Consider the following 17,803-nt stretch of genomic DNA (forward strand, 5'->3'; position numbering starts at 1 on the left):
ACTCAGGCGGCACTTCTGTGACCGCGTGATTGCCACGGCCCGCTTTTCCACACGGTTACCCACAATTTGGTCTTTTCCGGGTCGTGAAACGCGGCGACTCGGGCCGTCACCCTGCGCGTTTGGCATGGCCATGCGCCCGACGACGAAGGCGTAGCGCGAGCAACCCGAGGATCGCCGAAAGATAGACGAGCGGCTCGATCTGGAACCCTTTGGCCAACCAGACGAAATGCAGCGCCCCGAGAAACGCCGCCGGGTAGACCAGTCTGTGCAGCTTGCGCCACATGGCGCCCCCCAGCTTGCGCACCGACCAGTCGTTCGACGTCATGGCCAGGGGAAGCAGCAGCAGGAACCCGGCCATGCCGATCGTGACATACGGGCGTTCGAGAATATCGGCCCAGACGGCCGGCAGGGTCTGAACATCCAGCACCGCCCAGACCAGGACATGCGCGAGCACGAAGAAGAACGCCACGACGCCGATCGCGCGGCGCAGCGGCATCAGATTCACCCCAAGATAGCGCCGTAACGGCGTCACTGCCAAACCCAGCACGATCAGTTGCAAAGCCAACTCGCCATAGCGGTGTTCCAGCGCCTCGACCGGCTCGACCCCCAACCCGCCGGTTGCGGCGAGAAAAAACAACCAGCCGGCCCAGCCCAGCCCCACAATGTATACCAGCGCCGGTGGCACACGGCGCAAGCCGGCGTTCACGGCTTGCATCAGGTCGGTGCGGGCCAGGCTGCTCATGGCTCAGAAATACTCGGCCAGATCCATCCCCTCGTAGAGAGAGGCAACCTCGTCGGCGTAACCGTTGAACATCAGGGTCGGGATGCGCCGCGCAAACAGGCCCCCACCCACACGACGCTCGGTCGCCTGGCTCCAGCGGGGATGATCCACATTGGGGTTCACGTTGGAATAGAACCCGTATTCGCCGGGTTGCGAGGCGTTCCAGCTGGCATAAGGCTGGTCTGCGGTCAGGGTGATCCGCACGATCGACTTGATGGATTTGAACCCGTATTTCCAGGGCACCACCAAACGGATCGGCGCGCCGTTCTGGTTCGGGATCGGCTCGCCATAAATCCCGGTCGCCATGATGGTCAGCGGGTGCATCGCCTCGTCCAGGCGCAGACCTTCGCGGTAGGGCCAGTCGAGAACCGGCACGGACAGGCCCGGCATCTCTTCGGGGCGCATGACGGTTTCAAAGGCGACGTAGCGCGCCCCGTCCTGCACCCCGACGCGGTTCAGCAGATCGGCCAGTTCGAACCCGTTCCACGGCACGACCATCGACCACGCCTCGACACAGCGCAGGCGGTAGATGCGTTCCTCGATCTCGACCTCGGACAGGATGTCCTCAAGCGTGTAGGTGCCGGGGTTGTCCACCAGGCCGTCGATCTGGATCGACCAAGGCTGGGTTGTCAGCCGGTGCGCGTGGTCTGCGGGGTCGGATTTCCCGGTCCCGAACTCGTAATAGTTGTTGTAGCTGGTGATCTCTTCCCAGGTGTTGGGCTCCAACGCCTCTTGCTGCGCGCGCAGGCCCCCCCCGGCCAGACCGCCCGCCACCAGGGCGCCACCGCCCGCGATGATCTGGCGCCGGTTCAGGTATAGCGCCTTGGGCGTGACGTCTGCCCAGGTCAGGTCTGATGTGTAACGGTGGGCCATAGGTTGCGTCCCCTCTTGGTCTGATCCTTCGCGTTCCGGCGAACCTGACCTAACAGATGGGGCAGACCCAAGCCCTGACACGCAATCTCACGAAACTGTTGAGCGCGCGTGTACGGGCCCGGGGGGGCCGGTCAACCCGGCGAAAGACGGTCCATGGGGCGCGAACTGCCATCGGGTTGGACAAGGCGCACATGGCGACGGCGCAATTTGCGTGGCTCGGGGACACCGACAGAATGCGCGATCACTTCGACCTCCTTCACGATGCCCTTGGCGTAATTCGCGACGCGCCTGTCCTTTTGCGAGACGACCAGCCCCGCCTGAAGCCGCGCGTCATGGGTCGTGATGCCCGTCGGGCAGGTGTTCTTGTGGCATTTCAGCGCCTGGATGCAGCCCAGTGGGAACATGAAGCCGCGCGCCGACACCACGAAATCCGCCCCGGCGGCCAGCGCCCAGGCTACATCGCCGGGGTTGACCAGTTTGCCGCTGGCCACGATGCGGATACGATCGCGCAGACCCGCCCGGTTGCGCATATCGGTCAGGCGCGGCAACGCCTCGCGGATGGACAGGCCCACCAGATCCATGAGCGGCATGGGCGCGGCGCCCGTCCCGCCTTCGCCGCCATCGAGGGTGATGAAATCCGGCGCGCTTTCGATACCGCGCCGGTTGATCTCTTCGAACAACTCCTCGAAATGGGCAGGGTCCCCCATGACCGTCTTGATGCCCACGGGCCGGCCGGTCACGTCGCGAATATGCGCGATCAGGTCCAGCAACTCGCCGACATTTCCGGCATCGCGGTGGCGGTTGGGGCTGATCCCGTCCTGTCCCTTGGGCAGACCTCGGATCCGGGCGATCTCGTCGGTGATCTTGGCCGCGGGCAGGATGCCGCCTTTGCCCGGCTTGGCGCCCTGCGCCAGTTTCAGTTCGAACATCTTGATCTGGGTGTGTTCGGCCACCGCGCGCAGCTTGGCGTCGTCAAGGTTGCCATGCGCATCGCGGACGCCGTATTTCGCCGTCCCGATCTGGTAGACCAGATCGGCCTCTCCCTCGAGGTGATAGGGCGACAGCCCGCCCTCGCCGGTATTCATCCACATGCCGGCCATCCGCGCGCCCCGGCTGAGGGCGCGCACCGCCGGGGCCGAGATCGCGCCATAGCTCATCCCCGAGATGTTGAAGAAACTCTTCGCCTCGTAGGGCAGCGTGGCATAAGGGCCGATCTGCAGGGGCTCGGAACTGGCGAATTGATCGTCCAGCGGCGGAAACGGGTCGGGCGTGAACAGCGGCGTGCCGACCACGTCGATATTGCGGGTCGAGCCGAAGGGCCGCGTGTTCGACCCACCGGCCCCGGCATGGGCCACCCAATCGCGCTGTGCCCGGTTGAACGGCAGTTCTTCGCGATCCATCGCGAAAAAGTACTGACGAAAGAATTCGCCCAAGGTCGTGAACAGGCCGCGAAACCGCCCGATCACCGGGTAGTTGCGCCGGATGGCATCGCCTGTCTGGGTCCGGTCGATCAGGAACACGATGACCGCAAGCAGGGCCACGAACCCGATGACCAGCCAAAAGGCCAGCGCAAGCGCCTCAAGATACCAAGCCATTTGCGCAACCTCCCGTCGTGCCTGCTCATTTTGACCGATCAGCCGGTCACGTCCGCTCAACTCATATCACACGGGTTTGACTGGAAAACGCAAACCGCGACCGCTTAGGCGCAAAACCGGCCTCGTCAAGGCCGCCAGCGGGATCGCGCCTGCCTTGAAAGGTCGCAGGCGGCGCGCACATGCCGTTGCGACGAGGCACCGATAGCCTCGCACATTGCCACACAGGAGACGACAAATGCGCAATACCCTCCTCGCCCTCGCAGCGACCACCGCCCTCGCCGCCCCCGCCTTTGCGGATAGCCATGGCGGCATGAACATCGTCGAGACGGCTGTCGACGCCGGCAGCTTCACCACGCTCGTCGCCGCCGTCGAAGCGGCCGGTCTGGTCGACACGCTCTCGGGCGAAGGTCCGTTCACCGTTTTCGCGCCGACCGACGAAGCCTTTGCCGCCCTGCCCGAGGGCACGGTCGAGTCGCTGCTGATGGAAGAGAACCGCGACCAGCTGGTTGCGATCCTGACCTACCACGTGGTGCCGGGCGCCGTCATGTCGGGTGACCTGTCGGACGGCATGATGGCCGAAACCGTGCAGGGCTCGGACATCACCGTCAGCCTCGGCGACAGCGTGATGATTAACGACGCGACCGTCACCGCCGCCGATATCGAGGCGTCGAACGGCGTCATCCACGTGATCGACAGCGTGATCATGCCGCCGATGTGATCGGCTTCTGATCTGGCCGGGCCACGCAGCCCGGCCATTTCTTTTCCAGACAGACAGAATACGGAGACTACCCCATGGATCGTCGTCAGTTCATCGCCTCGACCGCAGCACTGGTCGCAGCCCCCCTGGCCCTGACCGCCCCGGCCCGCGCCGTGACCGGATCGCAGACCATCGTCGAGCTTGCGGCCGCAACGCCCGATCTTTCGACCCTCGTGACCGCGGTGCAGGCCGCTGGCCTTGTCGACACGCTGTCGGCGCCCGGCAACTTCACGGTGTTCGCCCCGACGAACCGGGCCTTCGCGCACCTGCCCCATGGCGTGCTGGACAGCCTGCTGGCCGACACCGACGCGCTGACGAACGTGCTCACCTACCACGTCTCGGGTGACTACTATCCCGCCGAGGCCCTCGTGGGTCAGCATGGCGTGATCCCCACCGTGCAGGGTGGCCATATCCGCGTGAACGGCCGCAACGGCGTGCATCTGAACGGCAACATCTCGGTCACGACGGCCGATGTCTTCGCGTCGAACGGCGTGGTTCACATCATCGACGGTGTATTGCTTCCGCACTGACCCGTCCGCATCGCAACAACCCAAGAACGCCCCCGGCATGACCGGGGGCGTTTTCATGTCGGATGGCGTCACGACCGCCCTAAGGTGATCATCGGGCCACCGGCCGAAGCGGTCCGCGCCTATGGCTCCAACCGCATCCGGGCAGTGTCCCCCGCATGGTCAGCCATGCCCGCCGGCATCGAAGCCGGCTCGATATCGCCTAAGGTCTGCCCCGTTGCATCAGCAGGGATGCAATCATCCTCGTCCGCGATCCGCAGCACGATCCCCTCGACCCTTTCCGACATGCCCTTCCGCTGTGCGTGCCTGCAGCGAAGGCGCCAGAGTGTCGAGCGGCGTGGCACTCAACATGACGTGCATGTTTAGTCCAGCGCGACGAGTATCAGCACCAGCACCAAACCTCCGCCCAGCGCGACAGCCCAGCCGGGCAACCTGATGGTGACGTCCGATTTCAGCCATGCACGCAGCCGGTCGGTCGAAGACACATGTGCAGGGGGTGGGGTATTGTTCTCGGGCATGTTTCATCTCCTGGGTGAGCCATGGGCCAGAGATAGGGCTTCCGAAAATGGGATAAATGCTATCACGAATTGACTTTCGATAGTATTTTTCTATTCCGACCCAAAGAAAATGCCCCGGCCGTTTCCAGCCGGGGCCAAACTTGGCGTCATGCGAGGGTCAATGCACCACGGCATCATCCGGCTTGGGCCGGTTCGAGGCCGACACGCGGTCACCCACAATCAGCCCGTCGGCCCCCGCGCCCACATGCAGCGCATCGCCGTCTTTCACGTCACCGGCCAGGATCATCTCGGCCAGCGGGTTCTGCAACGCGGTCTGGATCACGCGCTTGAGTGGACGCGCGCCAAACACCGGGTCGTAGCCTTCGTCGGCCAGCCACTTCATCGCGGCCTTGTCCATCTCCAGCGTGATCTTACGCTGCGCCAGACGGCGTTCCAGACGCCTCAGCTGGATACGGACGATCCCGTCCATGTCCTCGCGCGTCAGGCGGTCGAACACGATCATGTCGTCCAGACGGTTCAGGAACTCGGGCCGGAAATGGGCGCGCACCGCATCCATCACGTCCCGCTTGGCCTGGCTGGCATCGGACCCGTCGGGCAACTGGCTCAGCGCCTGCGATCCGAGGTTCGAGGTCAACACGATCAGCGTCTGCTTGAAATCGACCGTGCGGCCCTGCCCATCGGTCAGGATACCGTCATCGAGCACCTGCAACAGCACGTTGAACACCTCGGGGTGGGCCTTTTCGACCTCGTCGAACAGGATCACCTGATAGGGGCGCCGGCGCACGGCCTCGGTCAACACGCCGCCCTCGTCATAGCCGACATAGCCCGGAGGCGCGCCGATCAGACGCGCGACCGAGTGTTTCTCCATGAACTCGGACATGTCGATGCGCACCATCGCCTGATCGTCGTCGAACAGGTATTCGGCCAAGGCCTTGGTCAACTCGGTCTTGCCGACACCCGTGGGCCCGAGGAACAGGAAACTGCCCAACGGGCGGTTCTCGTCCTGCAAACCGGCGCGCGCCCGGCGCACCGCGTTCGACACGGCGGTCACGGCAGCGGTCTGACCAATCACGCGGCGACCCAACTCATCTTCCATGCGCAGCAGCTTTTCGCGCTCGCCTTCCAGCATCTTGGACATCGGAATGCCCGTCCAACGCTCGACCACGGCGGCGATCTGCTCGGGGCGGACGGCCTCTTCGACCATCACCTCGTCATCCTGCGCCTCGGCGTCGGCCAGTTGCTTTTCAAGCTGCGGGATCACGCCATAGGACAGCTCGCCGGCCTTGGCCAGATCGCCCTTGCGCTTGGCCTGGTCCAACTCGGCGCGGGCGTGGTCCAACTGTTCCTTCAGGCCGCGCGCGCTTTCCAGCTTGTCACGTTCCGACTGCCACTTGGCGGTCATCTCGGCGGATTGCTGTTGCAGGTCGGACAGTTCCTTTTCCAGCTTTTCCAAACGGTCCTTGCTGGCCTGGTCGTCCTCCTTCTTCAGCGCCTCGGCCTCGATCTGCATCTGCAGGATCTGGCGATCCAGCGCATCGAGTTCCTCGGGCTTGCTGTCGACCTCCATCCGCAAGCGGCTGGCGGCCTCGTCCATCAGGTCGATGGCCTTGTCGGGCAGGAAGCGGTCGGTGATGTAGCGATGGCTCAGCGTCGCCGCCGCCACCAGCGCGGCGTCCGAGATCCGCACACCATGGTGCAGCTCGTATTTCTCCTTGATGCCGCGCAGGATGCTGACAGTGTCTTCGACCGTCGGCTCTTCGACGACGAGGGGTTGGAACCGGCGGGCCAGCGCCGCGTCCTTCTCGACGTATTTGCGGTATTCATCCAGCGTCGTCGCACCCACGCAGTGCAACTCGCCCCGCGCCAGCGCCGGCTTGATCAGGTTGGCGGCATCCATCGCGCCATCCGTCTTGCCCGCGCCCACAAGCGTGTGCATCTCGTCGATGAACAGGATGATCTCACCGGCCGCCGCGGTGACTTCCGACAGGATCGCCTTGAGGCGTTCCTCGAACTCGCCACGGTATTTGGCCCCTGCGATCAGCGCGCCCATGTCCAGCGCCATCAGCGTCTTGTTGCGCAGGCTTTCGGGCACGTCGCCATTGACGATGCGCAGGGCCAAGCCCTCGGCAATCGCCGTTTTCCCGACGCCCGGCTCACCAATCAGAACGGGGTTGTTCTTGGTCCGGCGGCTGAGCACCTGCATCGCGCGGCGGATTTCCTCGTCGCGGCCGATGATCGGGTCGATCTTGCCTTCGCGCGCGGCCTCGGTCAGATCGCGGGCGTATTTCTTCAGGGCATCGTAACTGTCTTCCGCGCCGGCGCTGTCGGCGGTGCGCCCCTTGCGCAGATCGTTGATCGCGGCATTCAGCGCCTGAGCGTTCACCGCGCCAGCATCCAGCGCGTCCTTGGCCCCGGATTTCACCATGGCCAGCGCCGTCAGCAGCCGTTCGACCGCGACGAAACTGTCGCCGGCCTTCCCGGCCAGCTTTTCGGCCTCGTCCAGCACTTTGGCCGTCTGCTTGTCGAGGTAAACCTGCGCGCCATCGCCCGTCACCTTGGGCAGCTTGGCCATCGTCGCCTCCAGCACCTCGCGCACACGGTCCGGCGCCCCGCCCGATCGTTGGATCAGGTTGGCGGCCATGCCTTGTTCATCGTCCAGAAGCGCCTTCAACAGATGCTCGGGGACCAGTTTCTGGTGGTCCTCGCGCTGTGCAATCGTCTGCGCGGCCTGAAGGAAACCGCGGGCACGATCGGTGAACTTCTCCAAGTTCATCACGTCTCTCCTTTATCCAAGCACCCCCTTGATGATCCGCGCCCGCCAGGCGGCACACGGGGTTTCGGGGCCTTGTCTGTCAGATGGCGATGCCGGGCCCCCTGTTCAAGATCAACCCAAACGCGAAAAGGGCGCCGATCCCGGCGCCCTTTTCCTTTTCTTGCGCGGGTCGCGCAGGATCACTCGGCCTCGGGGCTTGCCTCGCGCAGCTCCATGAGTTCCTGCATCAACGCGTTGATTTCGTCATCTGCCTCGGCGACCGCGGCATTGGCCTCACGCGCGATCTGCGCCTGCTCGGCCGCCCGGCCCGCCGCTTCCGACAGCCGGCGCAGCAGGTAGATCTCGACCTCGCTGGGCAAATCGAGATTTTCCAACTCGGCAGCCACCGCTGCGATAGCCGCGGGGTCAGTCACGTCACCCTCGGCGGCCTCGCCCTCGGCAGCCGCCGTCTCGGTGGCCTCACCGTCAGCGGCCTCGCCCTCGGCAGCCGCCGTCTCGGTGGCGTCACCCTCAGCGGCTTCGCCCTCGGCAGCCGCCGTCTCGGTGGCCTCACCGTCAGCGGCTTCACCCTCGGCAACCGCCATCTCGGTAGCGTCACCCTCAGCGGCCTTCGCCCTCGGCAGCCGCCGTCTCGGTGGCTTCACCCTCGGCGGCCTCGCCCTCGGCAGCCGCCGTCTCGGTGGCTTCACCCTCAGTGACTTCGCCCTCGGCAGCCGCCGTCTCCGTGGCGTCACCCTCAGCGGCTTCGCCCTCGGCAGCCGCCGTCTCGGTGGCTTCACCCTCAGTGGCTTCGCCCTCACCCTCAGCGGCTTCGCCCTCGGCAGCCGCCGTCTCCGTGGCGTCACCCTCAGTGGCTTCGCCCTCGGCAGCGGCCATCTCGGTGGCCTCGCCCTCAGCGGCTTCGCCTTCGGCAGCCGCCGTCTCGGTGGCCTCACCCTCTTCGACCACATCGACACCGATCGCCTCGACCGCATCCACAAGATCGGCTTGTGCCACCTCGGGATCGGATCTGGTGACCATGACCGCACCAAACGCGATGACCGCGCCGCCCACGACCGCCGCGATGCCCGCCTTTACCGGTTTCGAAAACCCGGCTTGGGGTTTCTCGTCTGACATTTCGGATACCTCCGCTCTCACACCAACGTGATTGGAACGCGCGATCCTGTGATATGTTCCTTATCAGAAAAGATGACCGCAAGGCGATATGCCTTGCCTTGACAGAGCGCCGCAGAGGGCCGAAAGACCGCGACACCCAAGCAGGAGCACCCCCCCTCAATGACCGATGACCGCCTGATCGTCGCCCTCGACGTGCCGAATGCCCATGCGGGGCTGGAACTCGCGGGCCGCATCGGGGATGCGGTGGGCTTCTACAAGATCGGCCTCGGCATGCTGACCGGGGGCGGCCTCGCGCTGGCCAACGAGCTCAAACAAGAGCATGGCAAACGCATCTTCCTCGACATGAAGCTGTTCGATATCAGCGCCACGATCGAGGCCGCGGTGCGCGGCCTTGCCCAGTTCGATCTCGACTTTCTGACGGTGCATGGCGACCCGCATGTGGTGCGCGCCGCCAAGCAAGGCGCCGCCGGCACAGGGCTCAAGATCCTCGGCGTCACGATCCTGACCTCGCTCGACCGTGGCGATCTCGACGATGGCATGATGCGCCCCGGCGACCTGCGCGAAATGGTGATCGAACGCGCCGCCCGCGCCTTCGAGGCCGGGGCTGACGGCGTCATCGCTTCCCCGCAGGAGGCCGCGCCGATCCGCGCCCTGCCCGAGGCCGCCGGGCGCCTGATCGTCACCCCCGGTGTCCGCCCCGCCGGGGCCGCGCTCGGCGACCAGAAGCGCGTGGCAACGCCGGCCCGGGCCATCGCCGACGGGGCCGATCATATCGTCATCGGTCGCCCCATTTGGCAGGCCGACGATCCCGCCGCTGCCGCCCGCGCCGTGCTGAACGACCTGCCCTGAAGGCCAGCCTCAGGGCGCCCGCCTGAGGCAAAGGCCGCAGGGCCTGCCGCCGAGGCAGAAGCTTGCGCCCGCACGGGCGCGCCTTTTGGTCGGATCAGTCGCGGTTGATATCGTGGTCAAAGGTCTTCACCTGCCCGCGATATACGCCCAGCCAACGGCGCAGCCCCAGCCATGCCAACAGCGAAATCACCGCAAAGACAAGGGCCATGACCGGGATCGACGCGCCCAGCCACACCGCAAGCGGCCCGCCCACCAGCAGGATCAGCGCCACCGCCCCCGCCCCGATGGCAAAGCCCAACAAGACGAAACTTGGCAGGATGACCTCGCCCACCGCCAGCGCGATGGCGGCGACACCCCAGACCCACCACTCGGCCCACACCATCACGAGCCACGCCCTTTCAGCATCTGGAACGCCTTGCCGAAGGCGTCGACGGCGTCGGCGGGCACCACGATGGTCTGCGATCCCTGCCCCTCGGCCATGCGGGTGATGCCCTTCACCTGTTCCAGCGCGACATTGTACTGCACGGCCTCCAGCCCGCCCTTGGCGATGGCCTCGGCCACGACCCCGGTGGCGTAGGCCTCGGCATCGGCCTGCACGCGGCGGGCCTCGGCCTCTTGCCTTGCGGCATAAAGGTCGCCATCGGCCTGCAGTTCGACCGCCCGCTTCTGCCCTTCGGCCCGCGTCACCGCGGCGCGGCGCTCGCGCTCGGCGTTCAACTGCTGCAGCATCGCGTCCCGCGTCGCCTGGTCCAGGTTCACATCCAGGATCTCGGCGCGCGTCACCTCGATCCCCCAGTTGTCGACGGCATCCTCGACGCTGGTCTTGATCGTAGCGATCAGCATCGAGCGGTTCGACTGCACCTCGTCCAGTTCCATCTTGCCGATCTCGGCCCGCACGATACCGGCCACCGTGGTGGCAATCGCCCCGTCCACGTCGCGGATCCGGTAGACGGTCTTTTCCGGTTCGAGGATGCGGTAGAACACGCTGGTCTCGACCTGCACCAGCACGTTGTCGGCGGTGATCGCATCCTGGCTGGCATTGGGCAACTGGCGTTCCAGGATCGACACCTTGTGCGCCACCTTGTCCAGGAATGGCACGATGAAGTTGATGCCCGGCCCCAAAACCGCCTTCAGCCGGCCGAACCGCTCGACCACATGCTGTTCGGATTGCGGCACGATGCGGATCGCAAGAAAAACACACAGAATGATGAAAAGGGCCAGCAGCAGAACGAACAGGTTCCCGCCCACGAGTTCAGAGATCATGTCAATATCCATATCGGTCTCTTCCGGCTTCATGGCGCGGAGAATGCCCCGAACGCCCCCCGAGGCAAAGCGCTTTCGGATGGGAAAGCGATGCGGGTTTTCCCGCACTCCACCCGTCCGCCCGCGCTTCCCCTTGCCGCCGCGCGGCCCTATCTTGGCCCCATGCCTGCCCTGTGCCGCGATTGCCTGACCACATTCGACACCGGCCCCCGGTGTCCGGCCTGTCGCAGCCCGCGCGTCACCGCCCACCGCGAACTGTTCGACCTGTCCATCGCGCATATGGATTGCGATGCCTTCTATGCCTCGGTCGAGAAACGCGACAATCCGGATCTGCGCGACAAGCCCGTCATCATCGGCGGCGGCAAACGCGGTGTGGTGTCCACCGCCTGCTACATCGCGCGGATCAAGGGCGTGCGTTCGGCCATGCCGATGTTCAAGGCGCTGCAACTCTGCCCCGAGGCCGTCGTCGTCAAGGGCCGGATGGAGGTCTATTCCGAGGTCAGCCGCCAGATCCGCCAGATGATGGAGGATATGACACCGGCCATCGAACCCCTGTCGCTGGACGAGGCATTTCTCGACCTGACCGGCACGGCGCGGCTCCATGGCAAACCCCCGGCGGTCCTGCTGGCCAATCTCGTCAAGCGCATGCAGACGGAACTGGGCATCACCGGCTCGGTCGGGCTCAGCCACAACAAGTTCCTGGCCAAACTGGCCTCGGATCTCGACAAGCCGCGCGGCTTTTCCGTGATCGGGCGCGCCGAAACGCTCGATTTTCTCGAACCCAAGCCCGTCGGCGTGATCTGGGGCCTTGGCGATGCGGGCCAGCGCGCCCTGGCCGAGGCCGGCATCCGCACCATCGCCGATCTGCGCCGGTGGGAGCGTGACGCGCTGGCAGACCGCTTCGGGTCACAGGGCCTGCGCCTCTATGACCTTGCGCGCGGCGCGGATACCCGCCGCGTGTCGCGCGACCGCGCGGTCAAAAGCATCTCGAACGAAACGACCTTTTCCGAGGACATCGCAGATGTCAGCCTGCTGGATGGCCATATCTGGCGCCTGTCCGAGAAACTGTCTGATCGCGCCAAGGCCAAGGGGCTGGCCGGGCGCACCGTCACGCTGAAACTCAAACGCAGCGATTTTCGCCTGCTGACGCGGCGCGTCGGCCTGCCTGACGGCACCCAGACGGCCGATCGCATCTATCGCACCGCGCGGGGCCTGTTCGACCGGATGGACCACCCAAAGCCATATCGCCTGATCGGTGTCGGCATCTCCGACCTGATGCCCGCGGACAAGGCCGACCGCGAGGGCGATCTGCTCGACCCGCAAGAGGCCGCCCGCCGCGCGGCGGAACGCGCCACCGACCAGATCCGCGCCCGCTTCGGTGCCGAGGCGATCCTCAAGGGGCGCGCGCTGCGCTGAACCGACCCGACCGGTCTATTCGGCCGCCAGCGGCATCCGTGCGGGTTCGGCCCCGATCACGCGGGCCAGAACGCCGGTGATCATCCGCTTGACCGCGTCGAAATTTCCGTTCGGGCGGACCATGCGTTCGTTCATGTAAAGGGCGCGGTCGATCTCTATCTGTACGGCATGCCAGCCCCGCGACGGACGCCCGTAGCGCTGCGTGACATAGGCCCCGGCAAACGGCGCGTTGCGGCTGACCACAAGGCCCGCATCGGTGAACCCGGCCTCCAGCGCATCCAGCAGATCGGGCCGGGCCGACGCCCCGAACCGATCGCCCAGAACAACCTCGGGTCGCCGGCGACCGGGCCGCGCCAGACCGTCCAGCGCCTCATGCGGCATCGAGTGAAAATCCAGCACGACAGCCGACCCGAACCGCGCGTGCGCCTCACGCATCAGGGTGTCGAGGCATTCATGATAGGGCTGCCAGATCGCGCTCAACCGGGCCTCGGCCTCGTCCAGCGACAGCTTGCCGCGATAGATCGCACGGCCATTGGCCACCACCCGCGGGATCACGCCCAGGCCCGAGGTGATGCGCGGCGTCTGCACGATGCGCTTGACCCCGTCGATCACGGCCGGGTCCAACTCGTCGCGGCTGCGGTTCAGATCCAGATAGGCACGCGGATATTCGGCGGCCAGCAGCGGTGCGCCAAGCCGGGGGGCCTCGGCCACCAATTCGTCCATGAAGGCATCTTCCGACGACCGGATCCCCAGCTCGTCCAGCATCGAGGCGCGCAGGAAGGCCGGCGGATAATGCCGCCCCGAATGGGGCGAGGCCACGATGATCGGCGTCACGGCCATGTCGGGCTGAAAAAGGCGATAGGGCGGGTGCATCCGGGTTCCTCGCGGCTCTTGACGCGATACCATATAGCGACGTTTCAAGGGATGCCAAAAGCCCTTGAACCCCGTTTCGACTCCTTTTATAGACCGCTCACCCACGCGGCGCGCAGCGACTTGGGGAACGGGGTTTGCCCTGTCCTCGGTCCAGATGCCAGGGGGAACGGGCGGTTAGCTCAGCGGTAGAGCACTACGTTGACATCGTAGGGGTCACTGGTTCGATCCCAGTACCGCCCACCATTTTCCGCTTCCTGTCGAAAGGGGGCGGGGTTCGCCGGCCCCGCAGGGGGTCAAGGATTTCAAGGCGCATCGCCGCGCCGCGACGAAGGAGAGGACTGATGAAGGTCAAGAACTCGCTCCGCTCGCTCAAGCAGCGCCACCGCGATTGCCGCGTCGTGCGCCGCAAGGGCCGGGTTTATGTGATCAACAAGACCCAGCGCCGGTTCAAGGCCCGCCAGGGCTGAGATACCGACCGGATCACATGAAAAAGGCCGCCCGTTTGGGCGGCCTTTTTCTTTTGTGCGGCGCACGAAACCCCGGGGTCAGCGCAGGATGCCCCCGATCGACTCGGCCAGCAGGCGCACGACCAGCACCTGATCGAGATATCCCGTTTCCCGCAGCCCACGCGCCCGCTGATAGCGCCGGATCGCGGCTCGCGTCTGCGCATCGAACCGGCCATCGACCCGGCCGGGCTCCAGCCCAAGCCGTTGCAGGCGCTGCTCGATCAGCGAGCGTGTCACGGGTTGCAGATTCAACGCGGCTTCCTGCGCCTCGAGACGCGCGCGGTCCTGCGCGCTCAGGCCGCTTTCCAGCTCGTCGATGCGATTGCGGGCGATATCGGCGCGCCGGCCATTCGGAAAATTCTGCAGATAGGCGCGATAGGCCGACACGGTGTCGCGCTGCTGCGTCAGGCGCCAGGCCGCATCCTCGTCAACCTGCAGGATGGATTGCAACCGACTGCGGGCCTCGTCGGCGAAAAGCCCCTCGGGATAACGGTCGAGATAGCGGCGCAACCCCTCCACGGTCTGCCCCTGCCCCGTGGCCTGCCAAAAGGCGCGATCGGCGCGTTCCTCGGCCGCGCGGCGTTCACGCTCCTCCTCGGCCAGGGCGGCCTCGCGCGCCCGGCCCTGCGCGCGCAGTGCGGCCAGTTGCGGCGCATCGAGATACCCGGTGACGGCCACGTTTTGCGCCCCTTGCCACGCGCGAATGGCCGTGCGCGTGCCGGTGCCGAAAATCCCGTCCACGCCGCGCGTGTCATATCCCAGGATCGTCAGGTGACGCTGCACCTGCCGCCGCCCGTCCCGGTCGAGGCCCAGGGCCTCTTCGGCGGCTTGCGCGATCTCTTCGGGGGTCGGCTGGGGCGCTTCGGCCCTGAGACGCGCCAGATCGGCAAAGGCCCCGTCCGGATAGCGTTGCAGATAGGCCCGGTAGGCCGCCGGCGTGTCCAGTTCCTGCGCGGCCTCCCATAGGGCGGTCTCGTCAGGGGACGGCTGCGGCGTGGGCTGCGGGCGCGGCGGGCGGTCGTCGCTGGCCGGCGCGTCATCGAGGAACGGGACCGCGCCTGAAACGAACCCCGCGACCTGCAAACCGCGCGCGCGCCGCAATGCGGCGGCAAGGTCCACGCCGGGGCGCAGGACACCGTCCTGCATCAGATCGACCAGCTCGCGCGTCGCGCCGCGGATCACCGTCACCCCCTGCGGCGGGGCCAAGACCCCGACACCCCTGTTCAGACCGCGGCCAAGGGGCATCCGGCGTTCCTCGACCCCCAACAGCACAAGGGCCCGTCCGGGCGCCGAGGCCGCCACCTGCTGCAGGATCGACAGCGGCAGGCCCACGCCAGACACCTCGGCCAAATCGGGGGCATTGGCCTCGCGCCCCAAAAGCCAAGTCTCGCCGCCACCGGTCGCAAAATGCCCGGTCGCGGCGATCACCACGCGCGTGTCTTCCTCGGCCTCGAGCAGGCGCGACAGACCCGCGCGCAACTCCTCGGCGGTGCCATTGCCCACGCTGATGACGTCGAACCCGGCCCCGCGCAACTGACCCTCCAGGCGCGACATCACCCGCGTCTCGCGCAGGTTCTGGGCGTTGTCGTAACGGGCACTGGCGATCAGCAGCGCCGTATCGGCGGCCACCGGCCCCGGCAGGCTCAGCAACAGGGCAAGGGCGAAAGGTCGGGCACGCATGCGGCATCTCTCCGGCAAGGGAATCAGTGCCATGACCCTAGCATGCCGGGTCGGTGTTACCCGATGACAGCGACCTGCCGCCGGATAACACGCGCCGGATCAGTCGTAGCTGCGCTGATCGTCGATCACCTTGCCGTCGTTCGGCAGGCTGCCCGGCGCCATGACCTCGACCCTGCCCTTCAGCTTCAGGCAGGCGACGACGCTGTCGGCGTAGCGCTCGGGCGCTGTGCCCTCAACCTCGACCTGCACGGTCATCGCATCCATCTCGCCCTCTCGCGTGGCCACGACGCGGGCGCGGACCACCTCGGGGTGGCGGGCCACGAACTCGGCCACCTGTTCGGGGCGCACGAACATGCCCTTGATCTTGGTGGTCTGATCGGCCCGGCCCATCCAGCCCTTGATCCGCATGTTGGTGCGGCCGCAGGGGCTGACCCCGGACAGGACGGCCGACAGATCACCGGTCGCAAAGCGGATCAGCGGGTAATCGGGGTTCAACGTCGTGACCACGACTTCGCCCACCTCGCCCTCGGCCACCGGGTCGCCCGTGCCGGGGCGCACGATCTCGACGATCACGCCCTCGTCCACGATCATGCCGTCCATGGCGGGGGACTCGTAGGCGATATTGCCCAGATCGGCGGTGGCATAGTTCTGCAGACAGCGAATGCCGCGATCCGCGTATTCCTGGCGCAGGCTTGGGAACAACGCGCCGCCGCCCACGGCGGCCTTGGTGATGCCCAAGCTCACGCCCATTTCGTCGGCCTTGTCCAGGATCACCTTCAGGTAATCGGGCGTGCCCGCATAGGCGGTCGATCCAACATCGGCGGCCGCGCGCACCTGCAACTCCGTCTGGCCGACGCCCGCGGGCAGCACGGCCGCCCCGACGGCGCGCGCCCCGGATTCGAAGATCATGCCAGCCGGCGTCAGGTGATACCCGAAACAGTTCTGCACGATATCGCCGGCCCCGATACCCACCGCATGCAGGAACCGCCCGATGCGCCACCAGTCGGCGCTGACATCGCCGGGCTCGTAGATCGGCCCCGGCGACTGGAAGATATGGGCGAACCCGCTGGCCGGTCTCGTCGTGAACCCGCCGAAAGGGCTGGCGGCAGCCTGCGCGCGGCCCAGTTCCGATTTCCGCAGCACCGGCAAAGCCGCCAGCACCGCCCGGTCGGTGATCGCACCCGCGTCCACACCAGCAAAGCTGTCGCCATATCCCGGCAGGGCCTGGGCGCGCGCCACCTGCTCTGGCAGATCGCGGGCGATATCGGCCTCGCGGGCCTCGGCGCTGCGGGTCTCGAGCGCGTCGAAATGGGGTTGGTCTTGATCCAGCATCAGCTCAGCCACCTCTTACGGCGACGGTAGCTTCGGACATCGCGAAAGCTCTTGCGCCCCTCGTCACTCATCCCGAGGTAGAATTCCTTCACGTCGGGGTTTTCCCTCAGGTCCCGCGCCGGCCCGTCCATCACCACACGTCCCGATTCCAGGATGTAGCCGTAATGGGCAAAGCGCAGCGCCACATTCGTGTTCTGCTCGGCCAGCAGGAAGGTCACGCCCTGTTCCTCGTTCAGGCGTTTCACGATGCCAAAGATCTGTTCCACCAATTGCGGCGCCAGACCCATCGACGGCTCGTCCAGCAGGATGGTCTCGGGCCGGCTCATCAGGGCACGCCCGATGGCGCACATCTGCTGTTCCCCGCCCGAGGTATAGCCCGCCTGACTGCGGCGGCGTTCCTTCAGGCGCGGGAAATACTCGTAGACCATGTCGAGATCGGCATCGACCGCGCCGCGCCCGTCCTTGCGGGTATAGGCGCCGGTCAGCAGGTTTTCCTCGACCGTCAGGTGTTCGAAACAGTGGCGGCCTTCCATCACCTGGATCACGCCGCGATCCACCAGATCCGAGGGCGACAGGTTCGCGACACCTTCGCCGCGATACTGGATGCTGCCCTTGGTCACCTCGCCGCGTTCGGAATGCAGCAGGTTGGAAATGGCCTTGAGCGTCGTGGTCTTGCCAGCGCCGTTGCCCCCCAACAGGGCGGTGATCCCGCCCTTGGGCACCTTCAGGCTGACCCCCTTCAGCACAAGGATCACGTGATTGTAGATCACCTCGATATTGTTGACTTCCAGCAGGTCCTCGGCCTCGGCCAGTTCCGGCGCATGCCCGTCGCCATGCACTTCTGTCGGCTGATCCAGCATCTCGGCAATCCTCGGTTTGGCTTTGCGCGGTCCGCGCCCGACTGGGCGGTCTCGCGTCTTTGGTTGTCCTGAAATCTGCGGTCC

At 66.1% G+C, this 17,803-nt stretch carries 18 protein-coding genes and 1 tRNA gene; 6 read left to right on the top strand and 13 right to left on the bottom strand.

Annotation, left to right across the window (positions count from 1 at the left end; all coding sequences use genetic code 11):
• Positions 1-106 precede the first annotated feature (106 nt).
• The 3 genes from msrQ to ROSELON_RS03495 all read right to left on the bottom strand — a co-directional run bounded on the left by msrQ (position 107) and on the right by ROSELON_RS03495 (position 3,249).
• The gene (gene msrQ, locus ROSELON_RS03485) at positions 107-742 is read right to left on the bottom strand and encodes a protein-methionine-sulfoxide reductase heme-binding subunit MsrQ (RefSeq protein ID WP_038650122.1); all 636 of its coding nucleotides are present in this window, start codon (positions 740-742) and stop codon (positions 107-109) included.
• A gap of 3 nt (positions 743-745) precedes the next feature.
• Positions 746-1,654: a protein-methionine-sulfoxide reductase catalytic subunit MsrP gene (msrP, locus tag ROSELON_RS03490; protein ID WP_025311049.1), complete on the bottom strand. Its 909-nt coding sequence runs from the start codon at positions 1,652-1,654 to the stop codon at positions 746-748.
• A gap of 131 nt (positions 1,655-1,785) precedes the next feature.
• Positions 1,786-3,249: an FMN-binding glutamate synthase family protein gene (locus tag ROSELON_RS03495; RefSeq protein ID WP_025311050.1), complete on the bottom strand. Its 1,464-nt coding sequence runs from the start codon at positions 3,247-3,249 to the stop codon at positions 1,786-1,788.
• Between the two features lie 235 nt (positions 3,250-3,484).
• Between ROSELON_RS03495 and ROSELON_RS03500 the strand changes: the two genes are divergently transcribed.
• Positions 3,485-3,967: a fasciclin domain-containing protein gene (locus tag ROSELON_RS03500; RefSeq protein ID WP_025311051.1), complete on the top strand. Its 483-nt coding sequence runs from the start codon at positions 3,485-3,487 to the stop codon at positions 3,965-3,967.
• Positions 3,968-4,041: 74 nt separating this feature from the next.
• Positions 4,042-4,536, top strand: a complete 495-nt coding sequence (locus ROSELON_RS03505) for a fasciclin domain-containing protein (RefSeq protein WP_025311052.1) — start codon at positions 4,042-4,044, stop codon at positions 4,534-4,536.
• 359 nt (positions 4,537-4,895) lie between these two features.
• Here ROSELON_RS03505 and ROSELON_RS18080 read toward each other — a convergent pair whose 3' ends face one another.
• The 4 genes from ROSELON_RS18080 to ROSELON_RS17350 form a co-directional block, all read right to left on the bottom strand.
• Entirely contained in the window at positions 4,896-5,051 is a 156-nt protein-coding gene (locus tag ROSELON_RS18080) for a hypothetical protein (RefSeq protein ID WP_156945775.1), read from the bottom strand.
• Positions 5,052-5,208: 157 nt separating this feature from the next.
• Positions 5,209-7,824, bottom strand: a complete 2,616-nt coding sequence (gene clpB / locus ROSELON_RS03510; protein WP_025311053.1) for an ATP-dependent chaperone ClpB — start codon at positions 7,822-7,824, stop codon at positions 5,209-5,211.
• Between the two features lie 179 nt (positions 7,825-8,003).
• Entirely contained in the window at positions 8,004-8,408 is a 405-nt protein-coding gene (locus tag ROSELON_RS17345; RefSeq protein WP_025311054.1) for a hypothetical protein, read from the bottom strand.
• 16 nt (positions 8,409-8,424) lie between these two features.
• Positions 8,425-8,940, bottom strand: coding sequence for a hypothetical protein (locus ROSELON_RS17350; protein ID WP_025311055.1), 516 nt, complete (start codon positions 8,938-8,940; stop codon positions 8,425-8,427).
• Positions 8,941-9,099: 159 nt separating this feature from the next.
• On the opposite strand from ROSELON_RS17350, the gene pyrF reads away from it, so the two are divergent.
• Complete coding sequence (pyrF, locus tag ROSELON_RS03525) at positions 9,100-9,789, top strand: orotidine-5'-phosphate decarboxylase (protein WP_025311056.1); 690 nt, start codon at positions 9,100-9,102, stop codon at positions 9,787-9,789.
• A gap of 94 nt (positions 9,790-9,883) precedes the next feature.
• Here pyrF and ROSELON_RS03530 read toward each other — a convergent pair whose 3' ends face one another.
• Together ROSELON_RS03530 and ROSELON_RS03535 are read right to left on the bottom strand one after the other, a co-directional pair.
• Positions 9,884-10,171, bottom strand: a complete 288-nt coding sequence (locus ROSELON_RS03530; RefSeq protein WP_038650125.1) for an NfeD family protein — start codon at positions 10,169-10,171, stop codon at positions 9,884-9,886.
• Positions 10,171-11,052 carry an SPFH domain-containing protein gene (locus ROSELON_RS03535; RefSeq protein ID WP_407059671.1) on the bottom strand — a complete coding sequence of 294 codons (882 nt, stop codon included), beginning with the start codon at positions 11,050-11,052 and terminating at the stop codon, positions 10,171-10,173. Before ROSELON_RS03535 ends, ROSELON_RS03530 begins: the two co-directional genes overlap by 1 nt.
• 162 nt (positions 11,053-11,214) lie before the next feature.
• Here ROSELON_RS03535 and ROSELON_RS03540 point away from each other — a divergent pair, with 162 nt between their 5' ends.
• On the top strand, positions 11,215-12,468 hold the full coding sequence (locus ROSELON_RS03540; protein WP_025311059.1) for a DNA polymerase IV: 1,254 nt from the start codon (positions 11,215-11,217) through the stop codon (positions 12,466-12,468).
• A 15-nt stretch (positions 12,469-12,483) separates the two neighbouring features.
• On the opposite strand, the gene ROSELON_RS03545 is transcribed toward ROSELON_RS03540, so the two are convergent.
• Positions 12,484-13,341, bottom strand: coding sequence for an N-formylglutamate amidohydrolase (locus ROSELON_RS03545; RefSeq protein WP_025311060.1), 858 nt, complete (start codon positions 13,339-13,341; stop codon positions 12,484-12,486).
• 168 nt (positions 13,342-13,509) lie between these two features.
• Here ROSELON_RS03545 and ROSELON_RS03550 point away from each other — a divergent pair.
• A tRNA-Val gene (locus ROSELON_RS03550) sits at positions 13,510-13,584 on the top strand.
• 98 nt (positions 13,585-13,682) lie between these two features.
• A complete protein-coding gene (gene ykgO / locus ROSELON_RS03555) occupies positions 13,683-13,808 on the top strand; it encodes a type B 50S ribosomal protein L36 (protein ID WP_012177066.1) in 126 nt (41 codons plus the stop codon).
• 78 nt (positions 13,809-13,886) lie between these two features.
• Here the strand turns inward: ykgO and ROSELON_RS03560 are convergent, their stop codons facing one another.
• The 3 genes from ROSELON_RS03560 to ROSELON_RS03570 form a co-directional block, all read right to left on the bottom strand.
• Positions 13,887-15,527 carry a peptidoglycan-binding domain-containing protein gene (locus ROSELON_RS03560; protein WP_025311061.1) on the bottom strand — a complete coding sequence of 547 codons (1,641 nt, stop codon included), beginning with the start codon at positions 15,525-15,527 and terminating at the stop codon, positions 13,887-13,889.
• A 99-nt stretch (positions 15,528-15,626) separates the two neighbouring features.
• Complete coding sequence (locus tag ROSELON_RS03565; protein ID WP_025311062.1) at positions 15,627-16,859, bottom strand: phenylacetate--CoA ligase family protein; 1,233 nt, start codon at positions 16,857-16,859, stop codon at positions 15,627-15,629.
• Positions 16,859-17,719 (bottom strand): ABC transporter ATP-binding protein, encoded by an 861-nt coding sequence (locus ROSELON_RS03570; protein WP_025311063.1) that lies wholly within the window; start codon positions 17,717-17,719, stop codon positions 16,859-16,861. The genes ROSELON_RS03565 and ROSELON_RS03570 overlap by 1 nt, the downstream gene beginning before the upstream one ends.
• Positions 17,720-17,803: the final 84 nt, after the last annotated feature.

Source organism: Roseibacterium elongatum DSM 19469 (assembly GCF_000590925.1).
Classification (GTDB): Bacteria; Pseudomonadota; Alphaproteobacteria; order Rhodobacterales; family Rhodobacteraceae; genus Roseibacterium; species Roseibacterium elongatum.